Origin of the sequence: Streptomyces sp. NPDC093598 (genome assembly GCF_044764825.1) — a bacterium.
Taxonomy (GTDB): domain Bacteria; phylum Actinomycetota; class Actinomycetes; order Streptomycetales; family Streptomycetaceae; genus Streptomyces.
In genome coordinates this window covers 67787-86167 of sequence record NZ_JBIWIV010000018.1, presented here as the reverse complement: position 1 = coordinate 86167, position 18381 = coordinate 67787, and the positions used below count along the sequence as shown (strand labels likewise).

The 18381-nt window shown below is 72.0% G+C and carries 21 protein-coding genes; 9 read left to right on the top strand and 12 right to left on the bottom strand.

Annotated elements, in window-relative coordinates; genetic code table 11:
• Positions 1 to 7 precede the first annotated feature (7 nt).
• On the top strand, positions 8 to 1000 hold the full coding sequence (gene mgrA, locus ACIRDU_RS33990) for an L-glyceraldehyde 3-phosphate reductase (RefSeq protein ID WP_403586972.1): 993 nt from the start codon (positions 8 to 10) through the stop codon (positions 998 to 1000).
• Positions 1001 to 1041: 41 nt separating this feature from the next.
• Here mgrA and ACIRDU_RS33985 read toward each other — a convergent pair whose 3' ends face one another.
• Together ACIRDU_RS33985 and ACIRDU_RS33980 are read right to left on the bottom strand one after the other, a co-directional pair.
• Positions 1042 to 1329 (bottom strand): DUF1905 domain-containing protein, encoded by a 288-nt coding sequence (locus ACIRDU_RS33985; RefSeq protein ID WP_403586969.1) that lies wholly within the window; start codon positions 1327 to 1329, stop codon positions 1042 to 1044.
• A gap of 76 nt (positions 1330 to 1405) precedes the next feature.
• Complete coding sequence (locus ACIRDU_RS33980; protein WP_403586967.1) at positions 1406 to 1789, bottom strand: nuclear transport factor 2 family protein; 384 nt, start codon at positions 1787 to 1789, stop codon at positions 1406 to 1408.
• Positions 1790 to 2126: 337 nt separating this feature from the next.
• Here ACIRDU_RS33980 and ACIRDU_RS33975 point away from each other — a divergent pair, with 337 nt between their 5' ends.
• The 4 genes from ACIRDU_RS33975 to ACIRDU_RS33960 are packed head-to-tail and all read left to right on the top strand — an operon-like array spanning position 2127 to position 7083.
• Complete coding sequence (locus ACIRDU_RS33975; RefSeq protein WP_403586964.1) at positions 2127 to 2537, top strand: hypothetical protein; 411 nt, start codon at positions 2127 to 2129, stop codon at positions 2535 to 2537.
• A gap of 59 nt (positions 2538 to 2596) precedes the next feature.
• The gene (locus tag ACIRDU_RS33970) at positions 2597 to 4936 is read left to right on the top strand and encodes an FHA domain-containing protein (protein WP_403586961.1); all 2340 of its coding nucleotides are present in this window, start codon (positions 2597 to 2599) and stop codon (positions 4934 to 4936) included.
• A 9-nt stretch (positions 4937 to 4945) separates the two neighbouring features.
• A complete protein-coding gene (locus ACIRDU_RS33965) occupies positions 4946 to 6091 on the top strand; it encodes a hypothetical protein (protein ID WP_403586958.1) in 1146 nt (381 codons plus the stop codon).
• Positions 6088 to 7083 (top strand): serine/threonine-protein kinase, encoded by a 996-nt coding sequence (locus ACIRDU_RS33960; protein WP_403586956.1) that lies wholly within the window; start codon positions 6088 to 6090, stop codon positions 7081 to 7083. Before ACIRDU_RS33965 ends, ACIRDU_RS33960 begins: the two co-directional genes overlap by 4 nt.
• A gap of 9 nt (positions 7084 to 7092) precedes the next feature.
• On the opposite strand, the gene ACIRDU_RS33955 is transcribed toward ACIRDU_RS33960, so the two are convergent.
• The gene (locus ACIRDU_RS33955) at positions 7093 to 8391 is read right to left on the bottom strand and encodes a streptophobe family protein (RefSeq protein WP_403586953.1); all 1299 of its coding nucleotides are present in this window, start codon (positions 8389 to 8391) and stop codon (positions 7093 to 7095) included.
• 180 nt (positions 8392 to 8571) lie between these two features.
• Between ACIRDU_RS33955 and ACIRDU_RS33950 the strand changes: the two genes are divergently transcribed.
• Positions 8572 to 9720: a DUF6777 domain-containing protein gene (locus ACIRDU_RS33950; protein WP_403586950.1), complete on the top strand. Its 1149-nt coding sequence runs from the start codon at positions 8572 to 8574 to the stop codon at positions 9718 to 9720.
• 10 nt (positions 9721 to 9730) lie between these two features.
• Here the strand turns inward: ACIRDU_RS33950 and ACIRDU_RS33945 are convergent, their stop codons facing one another.
• The 3 genes from ACIRDU_RS33945 to ACIRDU_RS33935 are packed head-to-tail and all read right to left on the bottom strand — an operon-like array spanning position 9731 to position 10865.
• Positions 9731 to 10147 (bottom strand): PRC-barrel domain-containing protein, encoded by a 417-nt coding sequence (locus ACIRDU_RS33945; protein ID WP_403586947.1) that lies wholly within the window; start codon positions 10145 to 10147, stop codon positions 9731 to 9733.
• Entirely contained in the window at positions 10144 to 10728 is a 585-nt protein-coding gene (locus ACIRDU_RS33940) for a PRC-barrel domain-containing protein (RefSeq protein WP_403586945.1), read from the bottom strand. The genes ACIRDU_RS33945 and ACIRDU_RS33940 overlap by 4 nt, the downstream gene beginning before the upstream one ends.
• Positions 10725 to 10865: a hypothetical protein gene (locus ACIRDU_RS33935; protein WP_403586943.1), complete on the bottom strand. Its 141-nt coding sequence runs from the start codon at positions 10863 to 10865 to the stop codon at positions 10725 to 10727. The genes ACIRDU_RS33940 and ACIRDU_RS33935 overlap by 4 nt, the downstream gene beginning before the upstream one ends.
• Positions 10866 to 11052: 187 nt before the next feature.
• Between ACIRDU_RS33935 and ACIRDU_RS33930 the strand changes: the two genes are divergently transcribed.
• Positions 11053 to 11517 (top strand): ATP-binding protein, encoded by a 465-nt coding sequence (locus ACIRDU_RS33930; RefSeq protein WP_403586940.1) that lies wholly within the window; start codon positions 11053 to 11055, stop codon positions 11515 to 11517.
• Between the two features lie 144 nt (positions 11518 to 11661).
• On the opposite strand, the gene ACIRDU_RS33925 is transcribed toward ACIRDU_RS33930, so the two are convergent.
• Positions 11662 to 12549, bottom strand: coding sequence for an RNA polymerase sigma factor SigF (locus ACIRDU_RS33925; protein WP_403587101.1), 888 nt, complete (start codon positions 12547 to 12549; stop codon positions 11662 to 11664).
• Between the two features lie 208 nt (positions 12550 to 12757).
• Between ACIRDU_RS33925 and ACIRDU_RS33920 the strand changes: the two genes are divergently transcribed.
• Positions 12758 to 13174 (top strand): helix-turn-helix domain-containing protein, encoded by a 417-nt coding sequence (locus ACIRDU_RS33920; RefSeq protein ID WP_403586938.1) that lies wholly within the window; start codon positions 12758 to 12760, stop codon positions 13172 to 13174.
• A gap of 22 nt (positions 13175 to 13196) precedes the next feature.
• On the opposite strand, the gene ACIRDU_RS33915 is transcribed toward ACIRDU_RS33920, so the two are convergent.
• The 3 genes from ACIRDU_RS33915 to ACIRDU_RS33905 form a co-directional block, all read right to left on the bottom strand.
• Positions 13197 to 13799, bottom strand: coding sequence for a ClpP family protease (locus ACIRDU_RS33915; RefSeq protein WP_403586936.1), 603 nt, complete (start codon positions 13797 to 13799; stop codon positions 13197 to 13199).
• On the bottom strand, positions 13799 to 14440 hold the full coding sequence (locus ACIRDU_RS33910; RefSeq protein WP_403586934.1) for an ATP-dependent Clp protease proteolytic subunit: 642 nt from the start codon (positions 14438 to 14440) through the stop codon (positions 13799 to 13801). The genes ACIRDU_RS33915 and ACIRDU_RS33910 overlap by 1 nt, the downstream gene beginning before the upstream one ends.
• Positions 14441 to 14574: 134 nt before the next feature.
• A complete protein-coding gene (locus tag ACIRDU_RS33905) occupies positions 14575 to 15780 on the bottom strand; it encodes an epoxide hydrolase family protein (RefSeq protein WP_403586931.1) in 1206 nt (401 codons plus the stop codon).
• A gap of 122 nt (positions 15781 to 15902) precedes the next feature.
• On the opposite strand from ACIRDU_RS33905, the gene ACIRDU_RS33900 reads away from it, so the two are divergent.
• Positions 15903 to 16385 (top strand): VOC family protein, encoded by a 483-nt coding sequence (locus ACIRDU_RS33900; protein ID WP_403586928.1) that lies wholly within the window; start codon positions 15903 to 15905, stop codon positions 16383 to 16385.
• Between the two features lie 66 nt (positions 16386 to 16451).
• Here the strand turns inward: ACIRDU_RS33900 and ACIRDU_RS33895 are convergent, their stop codons facing one another.
• Both ACIRDU_RS33895 and ACIRDU_RS33890 read right to left on the bottom strand, forming a co-directional pair.
• On the bottom strand, positions 16452 to 17342 hold the full coding sequence (locus tag ACIRDU_RS33895; RefSeq protein ID WP_403586925.1) for an aminoglycoside phosphotransferase family protein: 891 nt from the start codon (positions 17340 to 17342) through the stop codon (positions 16452 to 16454).
• Between the two features lie 18 nt (positions 17343 to 17360).
• Positions 17361 to 18263, bottom strand: a complete 903-nt coding sequence (locus ACIRDU_RS33890) for an SGNH/GDSL hydrolase family protein (protein WP_403586923.1) — start codon at positions 18261 to 18263, stop codon at positions 17361 to 17363.
• Positions 18264 to 18381 lie beyond the last annotated feature (118 nt).

Genomic DNA, 18381 nt, shown 5'->3' with positions numbered 1-18381 from the left:
AGTCGCGTTGTACACCGCACACCCCGACCGCTACGCGGACATGCCCTACCGGCGCACCGGACGCAGCGGTCTGAAGCTCCCCGCGCTCTCGCTCGGCCTGTGGCACAACTTCGGCCCGGACCGGCCCGTCGAGACGCAGCGCGCCATCCTGCGCCGCGCCTTCGACCTCGGCGTCACCCACTTCGACCTCGCCAACAACTACGGCCCGCCGCCCGGCGCCGCCGAGTCCGCGCTGGGCGAGTTCCTCAAGACGGACTTCGCGCCCTACCGCGACGAGCTGGTGATCTCCACCAAGGCCGGCTACCTGATGTGGCCCGGCCCGTACGGGGAGTGGGGCTCCCGCAAGTACGTGTTGTCCTCGCTGGACCAGAGCCTGAAGCGGATGGGCCTGGACTACGTCGACATCTTCTACTCGCACCGCCCCGACCCGGACACCCCGCTCGAGGAGACGATGGGTGCCCTGCACTCGGCGGTGCAGCAGGGCAAGGCGCTGTACGTCGGTGTCTCCAACTACTCCGCGGAGCAGACCCGCGAGGCCGCCCGCATCCTGGGCGAGCTGGGCACCCCGCTCCTCATCCACCAGCCGCGCTACTCGATGCTGGACCGCCGCCCGGAGGACGAGGGCCTGCTCGACGCCCTCGACGAGCTCCAGGTCGGCTCCATCGTCTTCTCCCCGCTGGAGCAGGGCATGCTCTCCGCCCGCTACCTCGACGGCATCCCCGAGGGCTCCCGGGCCGCGAGCGACAGCCCCTTCCTCAACTCCGACGCGCTCACCGAGGACCTGGTGGGCCGGCTGCGCGACCTGAACGACATCGCGAAGGGCCGCGGCCAGACCCTGGCGCAGATGGCGCTGGCCTGGGTGCTGCGCGGCGGCCGGGTCACCTCCGCGCTGGTCGGCGCGAGCAGCGCGCAGCAGATCGAGGACAGCGTCGGCGCCATCCGCAACCTGGACTTCGACGCGGACGAGCTGGCCCGGATCGACGCCATCGTCAAGCAGTAGCGGTCCGCCTGCCCGGGGGCGGACGCCCCCGGGCGCACGGACTAGGAGCTGATCCGTTCCTCGAGGCGCACGGTCACGGTGTCGCCCTCCTCCTTGCCGATGGCCTTGCGGATGCCCGCCTTCACGGGCAGCTTGTGCGTGCCGTCCCCCAGCGCCATGAACGAGCTGTGGAACGGGTGCCCGTCGATCGTCCCGCGGACCTTGACCGGACCGCGGGTGCCGAAGAACTCGACGGACCGGGGCCAGACCAGATAGGTCCAGCCGCCCTCGGCGGGGCTTTTGCGCAGGACTGCGGTGAACTCCGCGTCCAGTTCTCCCGTGGGGGCCATGACGTCCTCCGGTGCTCGGCGGCCTCTCCCTCACACAGACCGCCGCACACCGGAAAACTCATCGGAGACGCCGGCCTCACGCCCCGGCGGGCACCCGGTCGAGGAAGCCGAGCACGGCCCTGATCCGGCCCTGCCCGTCCAGCGTGATCACATCCGACCCGGCGACCGGTGCCGAGCCGTCGGCCCCGCTCACCAGCTCCCACGAGAAGCGCGCGGTGTCGTGGTGCCCGTCGACACCCCCGCTGAGCCGGAACTCGAACCCCGGGAACTGCTCGTGGGCCGCCGCGATCACCGCGGCGATGCCCTCGTGGCCGCTGACGTCGGCCAGGGGGTCGGTGTAGGCGCCGTCCTCGGTCCAGGCGGCGGCGACCGCCTTGGCGCGCGCCGCCGGGTCCTCGGCGTTCCAGGCCTCGAAATAGCGGGCGACGGCGTCCTCGTAGCGGTGGGTGGTTGCGGACATGGGCGATCAGCCTCCGGAAAGGTCGTACCTGCTGGTCAGGGCCCGGATCCCGGTCTCGGTGACCCCGGTACGACCACCTTGCCCGCACCCGCCGGGAGCGTCGATTACCTCCGGAGTCATGGGCTGTCGTGACCGCTCGCCGGATTTCGGCCAACTCGGGGGGTGAATATGCCAGGAGAGTGGCCGGAAAGTCGTGGTGACAGTGATTCAGTAGTGAACATACTGACCTGCGAGAGCGCTTTTCACATCGAGCTACGGCGCCCTCACGCACAGCACGCGAGCCGCAGGAGAAGCGAGGCCGGACCGGCAGACGGGCAGGGCAACGGGGGAGGGTCACGTGCACGACGAGTTTCTGTGTCACGTCACGGCGTACGGAGTCTGCGACGGCCGCCGTATCGGAGTGCCCCTGGGCACCTACCGGGCACCCACCCTCGCCCTCGCCCTGTGGTGGCTGCGCGACCGCGCCTCCTGGATCGCCCAGCGCCTCGACCCCCGGCCCGAGGCCGAGCACTTACCGCCGGGCGCGCTCGTGCCGGTCGCCCCCACCGTGCCCGACGTGCCCATGCTGCTGCGCGCCTGGTGCGCCGATCCCGCCCAGCAGGAGCGCGTCGCCGAGGAGTTGGCGGCCGGACGGCTGGTGCGCATCGCCACCAGTGACGACACCACCGAATACGAACTGCTCGCCGAGTCCGTGGACGCCCTGCGGATGCAGCGCACCGCTCCGTTCGTCGGCATCTCCGTCGGCTGACCCGCTGCCCACCCCGCTCGACCAGGCGCACACCAGGGCAAATCGGTAGAATCTTGACCATGGCGCAACCCTCGGTAGCACCAGAACTCGTCCTGGAGACAGAGACGGGCACCACCGTGGTGATCCCGGGACGCGACTACCACGTGGGGCGCGACCCGTTGTGCGACATCGTCATCGACGACGACCGGGTGTCCTGGCACCACGCGGTGCTGCGGCCCGAGGACGGCCACTGGACCATCGAGGACGAGGACAGCACCAACGGCACCTATGCCGACGGCCGCCGCATCCACGAGTGGGACGTCGGACCCGGCAGCGTCATCCGCTTCGGCAATCCGGCCGACGGGCCGCGCATGACCCTGACGGGCCGCCCGGCACCCGCCGCACCCACCCCGGAACGCCCCTCCGCCGTCTCCATGCCGGCCCTCACCGGCACCTACCGGCGGCCCACGACCGTACGGCCGCTGCCCTCCCGCACCGTGCGCATCGGCCGCGCCACCGACAACGACCTGGTCATCGACGACCTCGTGGTCTCGCGCCGGCACGCCGAACTGCGTGCCCTGGCCGACGGAACCTACGAGATCACCGACCTGGGCAGCCACAACGGCACGTACCTCAACGGCAGCCGCGTCACCACGGCCCCGGTCGGCCCGGGCGACATCGTCGGCATCGGCCACTCGGCGTTCTGCCTCGTCGGCGACCAACTCCAGGAGTACGTCGACACCGGCGAGGTCTCACTCGACGTGCAGGACCTCGCCGTCACCGTCGACCGCGGCCGCAAGACACTCCTCGACCACGTGTCGTTCCCGGTGGGGGAGAAGTGCCTGCTCGCCGTCGTCGGCCCGAGCGGCGCCGGCAAGTCCACCCTCCTCAACGCCCTCACCGGCCAGCGGCCCGCCGGCCACGGCACCGTCCTCTACGACGGCCGCGACCTCTACCGTGACTACGCCGAGCTGCGCCAGCGCATCGGCCTGGTCCCGCAGGACGACATCCTGCACGCGCAGCTGACCGTCCGCAAAGCCCTCTCCTACGCCGCCGAACTGCGCTTCCCGCAGGACACCGCCAAGGCCGAGCGGCGCGCCCGGGTCGACGAAGTCATCCGCGAACTGGGCCTGGAACAACGCGCAGACCAGCCCGTGCACAGTCTGTCCGGCGGCCAGCGCAAGCGCGTCAGCGTGGCCCTGGAGCTCCTGACGAAGCCGTCGCTGCTGTTCCTGGACGAGCCCACCTCCGGCCTCGACCCCGGCATGGACCGCTCGGTGATGCACATGCTGCGCGGCCTCGCCGACGACGGCCGGACCGTCATCGTCGTCACCCACAGCGTGCTGAGCCTGGACGTGTGCGACCGGCTCCTGGTGCTCGCGCCCGGCGGGAAGATCGCCTACTACGGGCCGCCCGAGGACGCCCTGGCGTTCTTCGGCTTCGAGGAGTGGCCCGAGGCCTTCGAGGCCTTCGACCGGGACACGCACCGGGACTGGGCGGGGGAGTACCTCGCCTCGCCCTTCCACGGCCGGTACGTCGCCGACGCCTCCGCACAGCCCCGGCAGCCCCGGTCCGAGCCCGTCGTCATCACCGCCCCGCCGCGGCCGCGCAGCCGGGGCGCCCAACTCGGCACGCTGGTACGCCGGTACGCGGCCGCGCTGAGCGCCGACCGGACCTTCCTGATCATCATGATCGCCCTGCCGTTCGTGATGGGCGCGATGGCCCGCGCCCTGGCAGGCGGCAAGCTGACGCTGGACACGGCGATGAACGCGCTGCTCATCCTGTGTGTCGGCGCGGTGCTCACCGGGGCCGCCAACGCCGTGCGCGAACTCGTCAAGGAACGCGTGATCTATCAGCGGGAACGGGCGGTGGGCCTCTCCAGATCGGCGTACCTGATGTCCAAGGTCATCGTCCTGGGCGTCATCACCGTGCTCCAGGCCGTGGTGCTGACCCTGGTCGCCCTGTTCGGCGTGGACCTCGACGCACCCGGCGGCGAAGGCGTGCTGATGCCGCCCCTGGTGGAGATCACGGTCGCCGTCGCCCTGCTCGCGTTCACGGCGATGATGCTCGGCCTGCTCGTCTCCGCGCTGGTGCGCAAGGAAGAGGTGACGATGCCGCTGCTGGTGCTCATCGCCATCGTCCAGGTCGTCTTCTGCGGGGCCCTGCTGAAGCTGGCCGGCACCCCCGGGCTCGAACAGCTGGGCTGGCTGGTGCCGGCGCGCTGGGCGCTGGCCGCGATGGCCGGGACCGTCGGGCTGGCCCGGATCGTCCCCGATGACCTGACGAAGGACCCGCTCTTCGAGCACTCGGCGGGCACGTGGCTGCTGGACGTGGGGATGCTGGTCGTGCTGTCGGTGCTCTTCGGGTTCCTCGTCTCCCGGCTGCTGCGCCGGCACGAACCGGCCGTCATGCGGAAGTAGGGAGCGCCGATGACGACCTCCGGCTTCCGGCCCACGCACGTCGTCCCGCAGCACGGGATGCCCGCCTGGGAGGCACCCGACCCGTCCCGGCCCACCGTGGACCTCGACCCCCTGCTGCCCGTGCAACTCCTGGAACGGCAGGGCGACTGGGGACACGTGCTGTGCTTCAACGGCTGGTCGGCCTGGGTCGACGGCCGCCGCCTGGTCGCCGTACCGCAGGATCCTCCCGCCGCCGACGGGCCGCTCACCCGCACCGCCGATCCACGGCCGCTGCTGGGCCGGGCGCACGAAGCCCTGACGCGCTACCGCTCCGCGGTCGAGGACCTCGCGGGCGGCCTGGACCGGGAGTCCTTCCGCGCCCGCACCCACGGCATGCGGATCGGCGTCGTCGTCGACGGCGAGTCCGTGTGGCTCTACGACTCCGCCCACGGGCACTGGGTGTACGCCGACGGCACGCGGATGACCACGTACGCCACGGACGAGACGCCCGGAGCCCGACCGGAGCCCCGCCCGGCCGCAGCGCCCGCGCATCCCCCCACACGCCTGGTACCGCCCGAGGGCCCCGACGAGACGCCCCGGGCCACGCGACCGGTGCCGACCGAGGGCCCCGACCGGACGCCTCGCGCCACCGCGGCGGGGGCGCTCCGCGCGGGCGGTGGTGCTACGGCCGGGCCGACACCGGTGGCGCCGCCCGAGACCCCCCGGCCCACGGAGGCCGCACCTCCCGAGGCTCCGCCGCCGACCCGGGTGGTGACTCCGGACGCTCCCGAGCCGTACCGGCCGGTGCCTCCCGAGGCGCCCGAGCCGACGCGGGTGGTGGCTCCGGATGTTCCTGGGCCGACGCGGGTGGTGGCTTCCGAGGCGTCCGAGCCGACGGAGGCCGTGCCTTCCGAGGGTCCGCCGCCGACGCGAGTGGTGGCTCCGGACGCTCCCGAGCCGGCCCGGGGGGTGCCTCCCGAGGCCCCTGAGGCCACGCGGGTGGTGGCTTCCGACGCTGCTGAGTCTGTGGGTGAGCCGACGCGGGGCGCGGGTGCTGACGTTCCCGGGCCCACGCGTGTCGTGTCGCGGCAAGGCGACGAGGACGACGAGGTGGCGGGCCGGGCGGCTGAGGCGCCGCCCACGCGGGTCGTGTCGCCTGAGGGTGATGGCCGTTGAACCGCGAGACGAGCCTGTTCTCGGGGCGGCCCTCCGAGCTGATCGGGCAGCAGATCGCCGGGTACCGGATCGAGCAGGAGATCGGGCGCGGCGGCATGGCCGTCGTCTACCGGGCCCGGGACCTGCGTCTGGAACGCACCGTCGCGCTCAAGCTGCTCGCCCCGGAACTGGCCCGCAACGACACCTTCCGCCGCCGCTTCACCCACGAGTCCCGGGCCGCCGCAGCGATCGACCACCCGCACATCGTGCCGGTGTTCGAGGCCGGCGAGACGGACGGCGTGCTGTACATCGCCATGCGCTACGTCGCCGGCAGCGACCTGCGCCATCTCCTCGACCGCGAGGGCCCGATGCCGCCCGTCACCGCCGTGCGCGTCGCCGCCCAGGTCGCCTCCGCGCTCGACGCGGCCCACGACCACGGGCTGGTCCACAGGGACGTCAAGCCCGGCAACATCCTGGTCTCCCGCGGCACCGACAGCGACCACCCCGAGCACGTCTACCTCACCGACTTCGGCCTCACGAAGAAGTCGCTGTCGCTGACCGGCTTCACCACGGTCGGCCAGTTCGTCGGCACGCTCGACTACGTCGCCCCCGAGCAGATCTCCGGCAAGCCGGTCGACGCCCGCTGTGACGTGTACGGCTTCGCCTGTGTCGTCTTCGAGACCCTGGCCGGCCATCCGCCGTTCCTCCGCGACGACGACATGGCACTGCTCTGGGCCCACCAGTACGACGAACCGCCGCCGCTGACCGAGGACCGCCCCGACCTCGACCCACGGGTCGACCCCGTCTTCGCCCAGGCCCTCGCAAAGAGCCCCGACGACCGGTACCCGTCCTGCCTCGCCTTCGTCGCCGCCCTGCGCGCCGCGACGACCGGCGGCGGGACCGGGGCCACCCGGTCGCCCACCCGAGTGGACCGGCAACTGCCGGCCGCGGGGCAGGAGCGGCCCAAGCCGCCGCCGCGCTGGGCCGAACCGGTCTTCGTGCAGCGGACGTAGCGCGCGACGTCAGCTGTCGCTGCCGGAGCGCACCTCGCCGCGCCGCCGTACGTGCCGCGCCGACAGGGCCCCGGCGAACCCGGTCACCAATCCCCACGGGACGGCCAGACCCACGGCACCCCACAGCCTCGGTCTCAGGAACAGCTCGCCCCCGAGGCCGCCGCCCAGATCGCCGATGCCGAGCACGGACAGTCCGTAGTGCGCGGAGATGCGCCCGACGAGGCAGATCATGAACACCGTGAGCATGAGGGCGACCGCCATGTGCACGGCATGCTGCCAGGCCCGCACCCGGGCCGGTGACCGGGCCGCCATCACGAACGCGGCGGCCAGCAGCAGCACGATGTCGACGACCAGCAGCCACCACACCCGGCCGTCGTGCTCGGAGAGGGTCCGCAGATTCAGCTCGGAGACGTCCGGGGTGCGCAGCACCTCGTCCAGCACGTGCGGCATGGGCAGCCCGAACGGCCCCTCCACCCTGCCGTTCCAGGTGGCGCCCAGCCCGATCGTCAGGGCCAGCCACACCAGATTCGGCATGCCGAGAAGGATGACCGCGAACGTCTCCCGCGTGTTCCCCTTGGCCACGGCGACGACCAGGGCGACGAGCACGCCGATGACGACGCAGGCCAGCAGCAGCGCGACCATCGCGTACGCGGCCGGCCGCACCGACGTCTGGAAGCGCAGCAGCCCGGCGGGCAGCGGAGCCCCGCGAGACACCAGCAGGGCCAGCACCAGCACACCGGCCAGCCACACCACGCCGACGAACACCGACAGTGGAACGTCGGTGGTGAAGCCGATCCTCGGTGAGGCGCCGAACAGGTCACCGAGTTCGCCGAGCGTGTCGTCCCCGAGGGAGATGTCGAAGGTGTGGCGGGCGGCGAGCGCCAGGCCGATCAGCGCGAGCAGCCACAGGGCCGCCACCCGGCCGGCCCAGCCGGCCAGCTCCGCCGCACCGGCGACCGCGCGGTGCCGCAGCGGCCGCAGAAAGCCCCAGGCGGTCACCAGCGCCCCGGTGAGCGTGACGGACAACGGAATCACCGTCAGGCCCGCCTGCGTGTCGGCGAGGTCGCCGGCGCTACCGGCGAGCTTCACGGTGCCACCGACGGCGGTGACCATGGTGGCCGCGACGACGGGGGCGAAGGCACCGTCCGGGAGGTCCCCGGCCCCGGCCGCCCACAGGCCCAGAGCGGCCACCACCGCCATGGCGAGCAGCCCTCCGAGCACCGTGACGAGGGCGTGTGCCCAGCCGTGGCGGGCGACGGCCCGCTCGTCCGAGGTACGTGCCTGGCCGGAGGGGGTGCGCGAACTCACGCTGCCACGCTAAGCAGCCCCTCCGCCGGGCGCCTGCCGGAGGGGTCCGTCCGCGTCGGCTTGCGGGGCGTACGGGACCGGAGCACACAATGAACGCATAAGGGAAAAGTGACAAAGCACCGGTATGAATCACATCTGGTGTGTGAAGACCGCAGAGAACCCACGCGGAAAGAAGAGCTCGTGAGCGTCGATCCGCCGTCGTCCGGCCGCCCCACAGGACCTCCCTCGGGCCCACTGTCGGGCCCCTCCCAGCCGCCGTCGGGCGGCGGCCCGCCCTCTGAGCCGCCGAGCGAAGGCGGCAAGGAGCCGGAGCCCCGCCGACCGTGGTGGGGGTCCGTGCCCCGGGTGGCGATCATCGCCACCGCCGTGGTGGCCGCCGTGATCCTGGCCGTGGTGCTGTCCCGGCCCGACAACGGCGGCACCGGTGCGTCGGACGGCGGTACCAGTACGTCCAGCGGCGAGGTCTTCCTCCAGCCCGCGGCCGACACGGGCCCGGACGCGTTCACCGAGTCGACGGCGGAGAAGAAGAGCTCGGCCTCGCCGGTCTCGCCCTCGGGAGCCACGGAGTCGGCGCCGCAGAACGCCGTCCAGGGTGTGAAGGGCGACGCGCCCGGCCTGTACGGCGGCACCCGCAAGGTCGCCAGCTGTGACGTGGAGAAGCAGATCACGTACTTCGAGGACGCCCCGGACAAGCAGCGCGCGTTCGCCTCGGTCGCCGGGATCCAGCCGTCCGACGTCCCCTCCTACCTGCGCTCGCTCACGCCCGTGCAGCTGCGCATGGACACCCGCGTCACCAACCACGGCTACAAGGACGGCGCCCCCACCACCTACCAGGCCGTCCTCCAGGCAGGCACGGCCGTCCTCGTCGACGACCGCGGCGTGCCCCGGGTGCGCTGCGCGTGCGGCAACCCGCTGTCCCCGCCGGTCGCCCAGCAGAGCGCGCCGAAGACGACCGGAGACGCGTGGCCGGGGTACAAGGCGTCGAACGTCGTCATGGTGACGCCCGCACCGGAGCCGGTCGACGTCTTCGTGATGTGCGAACCCGACGGCGAGTGGTTCGAGCGCCACAAGGGCGACACGGGCACGAAGGACCACAAGACCCAGAAGCCGGACGAGCCCTCTCCGTCGGCGAGCGTCACCACGCCGACGGCACCGCCCGACTCGACGTCGCCGCAACCGCCCACGAGTGAACCGCCGACCTCGGACACCGACACGTCGGGGCCGACGACGGACGAGCCGCCGTCGCCCGACACCGAGCAGCCTCCGCCCGGCACCGACACCGGGAACGACACCGGCGGCGGCACGACGGAACAGCCCCCGGCCTCCTGACCCGGCCGGCTCAAGCGGCACGGACCACCAGGGCGAAGTCGCCGAGCCCGAGCAACCGATCGGCAGGCAGGTCGCCGTGGGCCGTGACGACCGCCTCGACCCGGCCCGTCTCCGGTTCGAACGCAACGTCCTGGACCGTACCGAGCGTGTCCCCCGTCTCGGTGAGGATCCTGAGGCCGGGCAGCTCGTGGTGCGCGGGCACCTCGGCCGGTTCGGCGGTCGTGCGGACCAGCACCGCGTCCGGGCCGATGGCGTGCAACGCGCCCCAGGCCAGCACGGTGTCCTTACGGGAGTGCCGGCTCCGCACCCGGACATGGGTGACCACACCGGACACGGCGTCGACCGTCAGCGACCTGAGGACGCCGACCTCGTCCGCCTCGGTCAGCGTCAGCACCGGCAGGCCCCGCGCCTCGGAGAACAGCATCATGGCGTCGTCCCGTCCCGCCCGTCCTGGAAGGCGCCGACCCGGGCGACGAACGTCGGAAGGTCGTCGGCGACGTAGCGGGTGGCGTCCGCCGGGATGACCAGGGCCCGGCCGGAGACGGCGAGCGTCTCGCCGCGCGGCACGTACACCCGGTGCCGGTGGCGGCGGGAGCCCTGCACGAGCGCCTTGCTCGCGGCGATGCGGAATCCCACGACCCGGCCGCTGGCGCCGCCCTCGATGATCACGTCGAGCACCGTGCCGACCTCGGCGCCCTCGTCGGTCAGCACCTTGGCGTGCAGCACCCGGCCTTGCCGGGCCTCGCGCCGGGCCATCACGACGGACACGTCCTGGAGAGCGAGGGCGTCGCGGATCATCACCGCCTGCGGACCCAGCGCGTGCACCGCCGACCAGGGCAGGCTCTGCTTCAGCGGGCCCGACAGCAGACCCCGGCCGCTGAGCGTGAAGCCGGTGACGCGCCCGGCGGCGGCGTCGAAGACGGTGTCCTTGACCTGGGCGACGGCGTCACCGCCCAAGGTGACCACCGGCAGGGTCGTCAGGCTCCGTGCGGCCAGCAGCTCGTTCATCGCAGGCCCTTCCCGCCGGGCCGGCGACGGACCGCTATGACGGTCCCCGACCGCCGGCCGGCCTGCACGGCGACTGTCACCGCCGCGACGGCGGCGAGCGCCGCGATCGCCACGACCAGCCATATCCACCAGGCCACCGCGCACCTCCGGCGAATCCGGCCCGGCCGCCCTCGGCCGGCTCTGATTCCTTCCGGGTGCCCTGCGGACGGGGGACAATGCCCGGGGCACCGAACGGGCCGGAAAATGTCAGGACTGCGAGGCCCGGCTCGGGGTACGAGCACTGTGCAGAGCGTCCGGCCAGTCCGGCTTCCCAGAGAGAAAAGAATGATCGACCACCTGGACGAGGCAGTGATACCGACTGGTTTCGACGTGCCCGTTGAACCGCTGTGGCGGGCGGCACACTACACCGGCGAGCAGGGTTGTATCGCCGAGGCGCGGTCTTTCGCCGCGCTCTTCCTCGATCAGCTCAGGACCGAGTGGTGCGCGCGTATCGACGAGCGTGTCGACGGCGCCGTGCTGCTGGTGGTGAGCGAACTGGTCACCAACGCCGACCGGCACAGCAACGGGCCGTACATCCTGGAGCTCGTCGGCACCGACACCGCGGTGACGGTGTCGGTCTACGACAGCAGCTCCGCACTGCCCCGCATCTTCCCCCGCAACCCCGAGCGCATCGGCCGGCACGGCTTGGAGATCGTCCACGCGCTCGCCGAGCAGGTCAGCGTGGAAAGGGTGCCGGTGGGCAAGCGGGTGCGCGCCGTACTGCCTCTCACCGACGGAGCCGACGTCTGAGCCGCCCGGGGTGATTCACGTCACCCGGGCGGCTCTCGTCATCCGCGTCGTTCCGGCGTCGTTCGCGTCTGTACCGGCAAACCGATGTGCGGGTGCCGCCCCACTCCCGCGTGTGGGACGGCACCCGCTGGTCCGCCGGTCGCGTCAGGCGCAGCCCAGCTCGCCCAGCATGCCCTCGCGCAGCCGCGTGATGATCCGCTTGATCAGCCGCGAGACATGCATCTGCGAGCAGCCGAGCCGCTCACCGATCTCCGCCTGGGTGGCCTCCTCCACGAACCGCATGTGGATGATCTGCCGGTCGCGCTCGCTGAGCTCTGCCATGAGCGGGGCGAGCGAATGGAAGTCCTCGACGAGCCGCAGCCCGTCCTCCTCCACTCCGATGAAGTCGGCCAGCACCGCCTCGCCGCCCTCCGGACCGTCGCCGGTGAGCGCGGCGTCCAGCGACGACGAGTTGTACCCGTTCGCCGCGATCTGCCCCTCCACGACCTGGCGCTCGGAGATGTTCATCAGCGTGGCCAGCTCGGCGACGGTCGGCTCGCGGTCCAGCCGGCTGGCGAGCTCCTCACGGGCCTTGGCCAGCTCCACGCGCAGCTCCTGCAGCCGTCGCGGCACGTGCACCGCCCACGTGGTGTCCCGGAAGAAGCGCTTGATCTCGCCGACGATGTACGGCAGGGCGAAGGAGGTGAACTCGACCTCGCGCGAGAGCTCGAACCGGTCGATCGCCTTGATCAGGCCGATCATGCCGGTCTGGACGATGTCCTCCATGTCGTCGCCGCGGCCCCGGAACCGTCCGGCCGCGAAACGCACGAGTGACATGTTCATCTCGATCAGGGTGTTGCGCGCGTACTGGTACTCGTGCGTGCCCTCTTCGAGTTCCGTCAGGCGCTGGAAGAACTGGCGGGACAATTCCCTCGCGTCCCGCGGGGCCACGGACCGCGGGTCCACGACGCCCGGCAGTGCTCCGTCACCCGTGCTGGCCTCGGCGTTCTCTTCGACGGCCTGTGCCTTCGACCGGATCACGGCGGTCTCCATTACCTCTCCCACGAACGTCGCGGCGGACATCTGCATAGGTACTCCCGAGTTGCGGGTACCCGGGTTGACCCGCACCATGCCCTCCGATTCTCCCATGGGCGAAATCGAAGGGAATGTGCCTCTCCGTCCCCGTTGTGGGCGCGGTGATTCCACCCAGGGCGGAACGCCGGGCCCTTCCCCCGGCGGCCGGGATTCCTAGGCTGGAGAAGTGAGCAACCACCTGCCGAACGAAGCCCGAGTCATCCCTCTGCGCCCGCACGGTGCGCGACCCGCCGCCGGCGCACCGCCGCGCCAGGCGCCGCCGGCCCCCGCCGCGAAGGAGCCGCTGTGGCGGGACCTGGTGGGTGACGTCCTGCGCCGTGAACGCCTGGCGCAGGAGCGCACGTTGAAGGACGTGGCGGACGAGGCACGGATCTCCATGCCCTACCTCTCGGAGGTGGAGCGCGGCCGCAAGGAGGCCTCCTCGGAGGTCCTCGCGGCCGCCGCCCACGCACTCGGACTGAACCTCGGCGACCTGCTGACGAGGGCGCAGGGCGAACTGACCCGCGTCAGCTCGCGCTACGCGGGCGGCAGCCGCCGCGGGGCGTCCACCTCGTCGCACGACGGCGTGTGCCTGGCCGCCTGAGCCGTGTCGGCCGGCCGGCGCCTCAGACCCTCACGAGGCGCCGGCTGAGCACCTCGTCGGCCAGCCCGTAGCCGACCGCCTCCTGCGCGGTGAACACCTTGTCGCGGTCCATGTCGGCCCGCAGGGCCGTCACGTCGTGGTGGGTGTGCCGTGCCAGCACCTCCTCCACCTGGGAGCGGATCCGCACCATCTCCTTGGCCCGGAGCGCCAGGTCGGACACCATGCCGCGCTGCCCGCCGGCGGCCGGCTGGCCGAGCAGCACCCGTGAGTGCTCCAGCACGAAGCGCCGCCCTGGGTCCCCTCCGGCCAGCAGCACGGCCGCCGTGGAGGCGGCCTGCCCGACGCAGAACGTGGAGATCGGCGCCTGCACGAACGTCATGGTGTCGTAGATGGCCATGAGCGAAGTGAACGAGCCGCCCGGAGAGTTGATGTAGATCGCGATCTCGCTCTCCGGGGACGACGACTCCAGGTGGAGGAGCTGGGCGATGACGACGTTGGCGACGCCGTCGTCGATCTCGGTGCCGAGGAAGATGATGCGCTCGGACAGCAGCCGGCTGAAGACGTCGTAGGACCGCTCGCCCTGCGGGGTGCGCTCGACGACGTTCGGAATCGTGTACGTACCCATCACTGCAGCCCCATCCTGCGCCGGGTGGCCGCCGGCCGGACGTCCGCGAGGGACTCCACGACCCGGTCCACCATGCCGTACTCCCTGGCCTCCTCGGCCGTGAACCAGCGGTCCCGGTCGCCGTCCCGGGAGATCGTCTCCGGGCTCTGCCCGGTGTGCTCGGCGGTGATCCGCTCGATGGTCCGCTTGGTGAACTCCAGGTTCTCCGCCTGGATCTCGATGTCGGCGGTGGTGCCGCCGATGCCCGCCGACGGCTGGTGCATCATGATCCGCGCGTTCGGCAGGGCGAAGCGCTTGCCCGGCGTGCCGACGCTCAGCAGGAACTGGCCCATACTGGCCGCGAAGCCCATGGCGAGTGTGGAGACGTCGTTCGGGATGAGCCGCATGGTGTCGTAGATGGCGAGGCCCGCGTGCACCGCGCCGCCCGGGCTGTTGATGTACAGGCTGATGTCGGTGTGCGCGTCCTCCGCGGACAGGATGAGCAGCTGGGAGCAGACCCGGTTGGCGGAGACCTCGTCGACCTGGGTGCCCAGCAGCACGATGCGCTGAGCGAGCAGCTGGGCGGCCAGATGGTCGTCGAAGCGGGTCGGAGGGGTGTCGCCCTCCTCCGCCCGGGGCGCGAGCGTCGTGAGTGGTGTCATCGGTTCTCCTCGTCGTGGCGACAAGCGCCGTGGACCTGTCGGGGGGTTCCGTCGACTCCACTCTTGACCTCGGACGATGCCCGCGAACGGTTTCTCTGCCTTCGGCAGATCCGCTACCGGCAGAGCCTCAAGGCTCAGCCCTTCTCGCGCAACCGGCGGAAGAAGGCCCGCACATCACCGACCAGCAGGTCCGGCTCCTCCATCGCCGCGAAGTGCCCGCCGCGGTCGAACTCCGTCCAGCGGACGATGTTCTCCGTCCGCTCCGCCTTGTGGCGCAGCGGGATCTGGGGGTCGCCGAAGAAGGACGCCACCGCGGTCGGCGCGGTGGAAGGCTCCTGCGGGGCGGCGATCCTCTCGCCCCGGGCGTGGGCGCGCTCGTAGTACACCCGGGCCGACGAACCGGCCGTGCCCGTCAGCCAGTACAGCATCACGTTCGTGAGCATCAGGTCCCGGTCGACGGCCTCCTCGGGCAGCTCCTCGGAGTCCGTCCATTCCTGGAACTTCTCGACGATCCAGGCGAGTTGCCCCACCGGTGAGTCCGTGAGCGCGTACGACAGGGTCTGCGGCCGGGTGGACTGCACGTGGAAGTAGCCCGTGCCGTCGCGGGACCACTCAGCCCACCGCCGCCACGAGGTGAGCGTGCGCTCCCGCTCGGCGGGGCTCAGCGCCTCCAGCTCCGCGGCGCTCGGTTCGGCGGCCGCCTGTGCGCCGGGAAGCAGATTGAGGTGGATGCCGACGACACGGCCGGGGTGGACGCGGCCCAGTTCGCGGGAGATGGCCGCACCCCAGTCGCCGCCCTGCGCCCCGAACCGTTCGTAGCCGAGGCGTGTCATCAGCTCGGCCCACGCGTCGGCGATCCGGCGCGCCTCCCAGCCGGTCTCGCGGGTGGGGCCGGAGAACCCGAAGCCGGGAATGCTCGGCAGCACGACGTGGAAGGCGTCGGCCGGATCGCCGCCGTGGGCGGCCGGGTCCGTCAGCGGCCCGACGATGTCGAGGAACTCCACGATCGACCCCGGCCATCCGTGCGTGACGACCAGCGGGGTGGCGTCGGGCTCGGGGGAGCGGACGTGAGCGAAATGCACCCGCGCGCCGTCGATCTCGGTGGTGAACTGCGGCCACGCGTTCAGCCGGGCCTCCGCGGCCCGCCAGTCGTACGCGTGCCGCCAGTACCGCACCAGCTCGCGCAGATAGCCCGACGGAACGCCGTACGACCAGCCCACGCCGGGCAGCTCGTCGGGCCACCGGATCCGGTCGAGGCGGTCGTGGAGGTCGTCGAGGTCGCGCTGCGGTACGTCGATGCGGAAGGGACGGATGCCGCTGCCGGCGGGCGTGGACGTCATCCCGCGATGCTAGTTCCGAACGGTGTAACGGCCACCTGAATTTGCCTGCCGTACGACCGATGAGTTCCGGGGCGGGGCGCGGTCGACAGTGGTGACAGCGTTCCACGCGTGCAGGAGGACTCATGACCACCGACGGTTTCACCACGTGTCTCTGGTTCGACGGCCAGGCCGAGGAGGCCGCCCACCACTACGTCTCGATCTTCAAGAACTCCAGCATCGGCAAGATCGCGCGCTACCCCGAGGGAGCGCCCCAGGCCGCGGGCAGCGTGATGACCGTCGAGTTCACGGCCAACGGGCACAGGTTCCTCGGACTCAACGGCGGCCCTCAGTTCAAGTTCACCGAGGCCACCTCCTTCATGATCTTCTGCGAGAACCAGGAGGAGATCGACTACTACTGGACCAGGCTCACCGAGAACGGCGGCGAGCCCGGCCCCTGCGGCTGGCTCAAGGACAGGTTCGGCGTCTCCTGGCAGGTCGTCCCGGACCGGCTCGACGAGATGATCACCGACCCGGATCCGGCGAAGGCGGCCCGTGTGACCCGGGCGTTCATGGCGATGAGCAAGTTCGACATCGCCGCCCTGGAGAAGGCGTACGCGGGCGAGTGAGGCGCCGCGGACAGGGGCAGTGCCGTGCCCTGCGAGAAGGTCGGACACCCCTGAGCCGTTCCGCCCTTACGCGGCCTCGGCCAGGATCTCCCGGATGACGTACCGGGAGTTCTCCGCGACCGGCGGGTTCGTCTTCCAGTAGTACGGCAGGGCGATGACCGCGATCGACAGGGCCCAGCCCCGGGCCCGTGCCCATTCGGCCTCGCCGGCGCCCACGGCATCGCGGAACACGCCGCGGACCGCGGCGGGCAGCAGGCACCAGGCGCCGATGAGGTCGACGGCGGGGTCACCGACCCCCACCGTGCCGAAGTCGATCACAGCGCTCAGCCGTCCGCCCGTGACCAGGAGGTTCCCGGCCATCAGGTCGCCGTGTGCCCAGACCGGAGGCCCGGCGTGCTCGGGAGCCCGCAGGGCCTCTTCCCACACCTCGGTCACCGCGACGGTGTCGACCCGTCCCGCGAGGTGCGCGAGCGCCTCGCGCACGAAGGGGTCCCGGGTCGCCAGCGGCACTCCCCGGTAACCGAGGGGGCCCGTTGACGCGTCGATGCGGCGCAGGGCCGTGAGGTACGCGGCAAGGTCCTTGGCGAGCAGTTCGGGCTCCTCGAGCCTGCCGGGCACCGGGTTGCGGCCGTCCAGCCAGCCGTAGACCGACCACGGCCAGGGGAAGCCGTCGCCGGGTTCGCCCCGGCCGACGGGCTCGGGCGAGGCGGCGGGCAGTCCCGGGCCGAGCCGGGGCAGCCAGCGCAGTTCGTGGGTGATGGCTTCCACGGCGCGGGGATGCCGGGGCAGGCGTACGACCTTGTCCGCACCGAGGCGGAACATGGCGTTCTCCGTCCCGGAGGACTCCAGCCGCCGCAGCGGCAGCCCGGCCCATTGCGGGAACTGCCCGGCGATCAGCCGGCCGACGAGCGGAACGTCGATGTCCAGCTCGTCCTCATGCATGCGCACCGTGCTCATGGGTGCCCATTCGAGCGGTCAACGGGCCGCCTGTCCAACGGTTTTGGTGATTTCCCGGGCGATGCGCAGGATCCCGGGGGAGGGGACCGGGCAGGGTTTGGGCCTCGACGTCGTGGGAGCCAGGCAGAAGTGCAGATAGTCGTCGTCGCGGTGCAGGGCCGTGCGGTCGCGGCCGGGCTGGGTGCAGAAGCCGGGGTGGGTCCGCTCGTAGGGCGTGCACGGCAGGTACTGCGTCCAGGTGTAGCGGCCGGTGGCCGGGCTCACCGCCTTCCCGGCGTCCGCCACGAGGTCGCCCGAGGCGGCGGCCCGCTTGTCGTAGAGCGCGTTGACGCGCCGGACCCGGTCGGGGGTGATCGGGTCCGGGCCCTGGGACACCCAGACGATCCTCGGTCGGCTGCCGCCCCCGGCCGCGGCGATCTGCTCGGCGAGCCGGCGTGCGTCGGCGTCGTAGCGGCTGAAGTAGCGGGCCGGGGCCTTGTCGTAGGTGATGCCGTCCATGCACGGTGTGTAGCCCCAGGAGTTCCCCCAGAACTGGAGGACCACGAAGTCGGGCCGCAGCCGGCGCACCAGCGCAGCGGCCTTGTCGGCGGCCGGCACCAGGGACCGGTCGGCCGTGCCCTCCAGGTAGTCGCACAGAGTGGTGCCGGAATACGGGGCGCCGGTGTACTCCGCCTTCAGGTCCCGCCGTAACTCCTGACCCAGCACCTTCTGGCCCTCCATCGCCAGCGAGTCCCCGAGGTACAGCACCTTGGGCGCCCTCCTCCTCGGTTCCGGGCCGGGGGAGGCGGGGGCGCGCTGGTGCGTCGTGGCCGACGCGCGCGGTGCGCTCGGCGCCGGCTCCTCCGGCGCGGACGCGGGATCCCCGCACCCGCCGAGGAGCATCCCGGCCAGCAGTATCCCCACGACCCACGGCTTGCGCATACGGCAACTCCCGCCCCGGCCACCGAAACGGCACCCAGGCAAGCACAGCCGGGCCCCCGGGGGGAAGACGTATGCCGGACGCGACGGCTCGGACCGGCCAGGCCACGGCCGGCAGGGC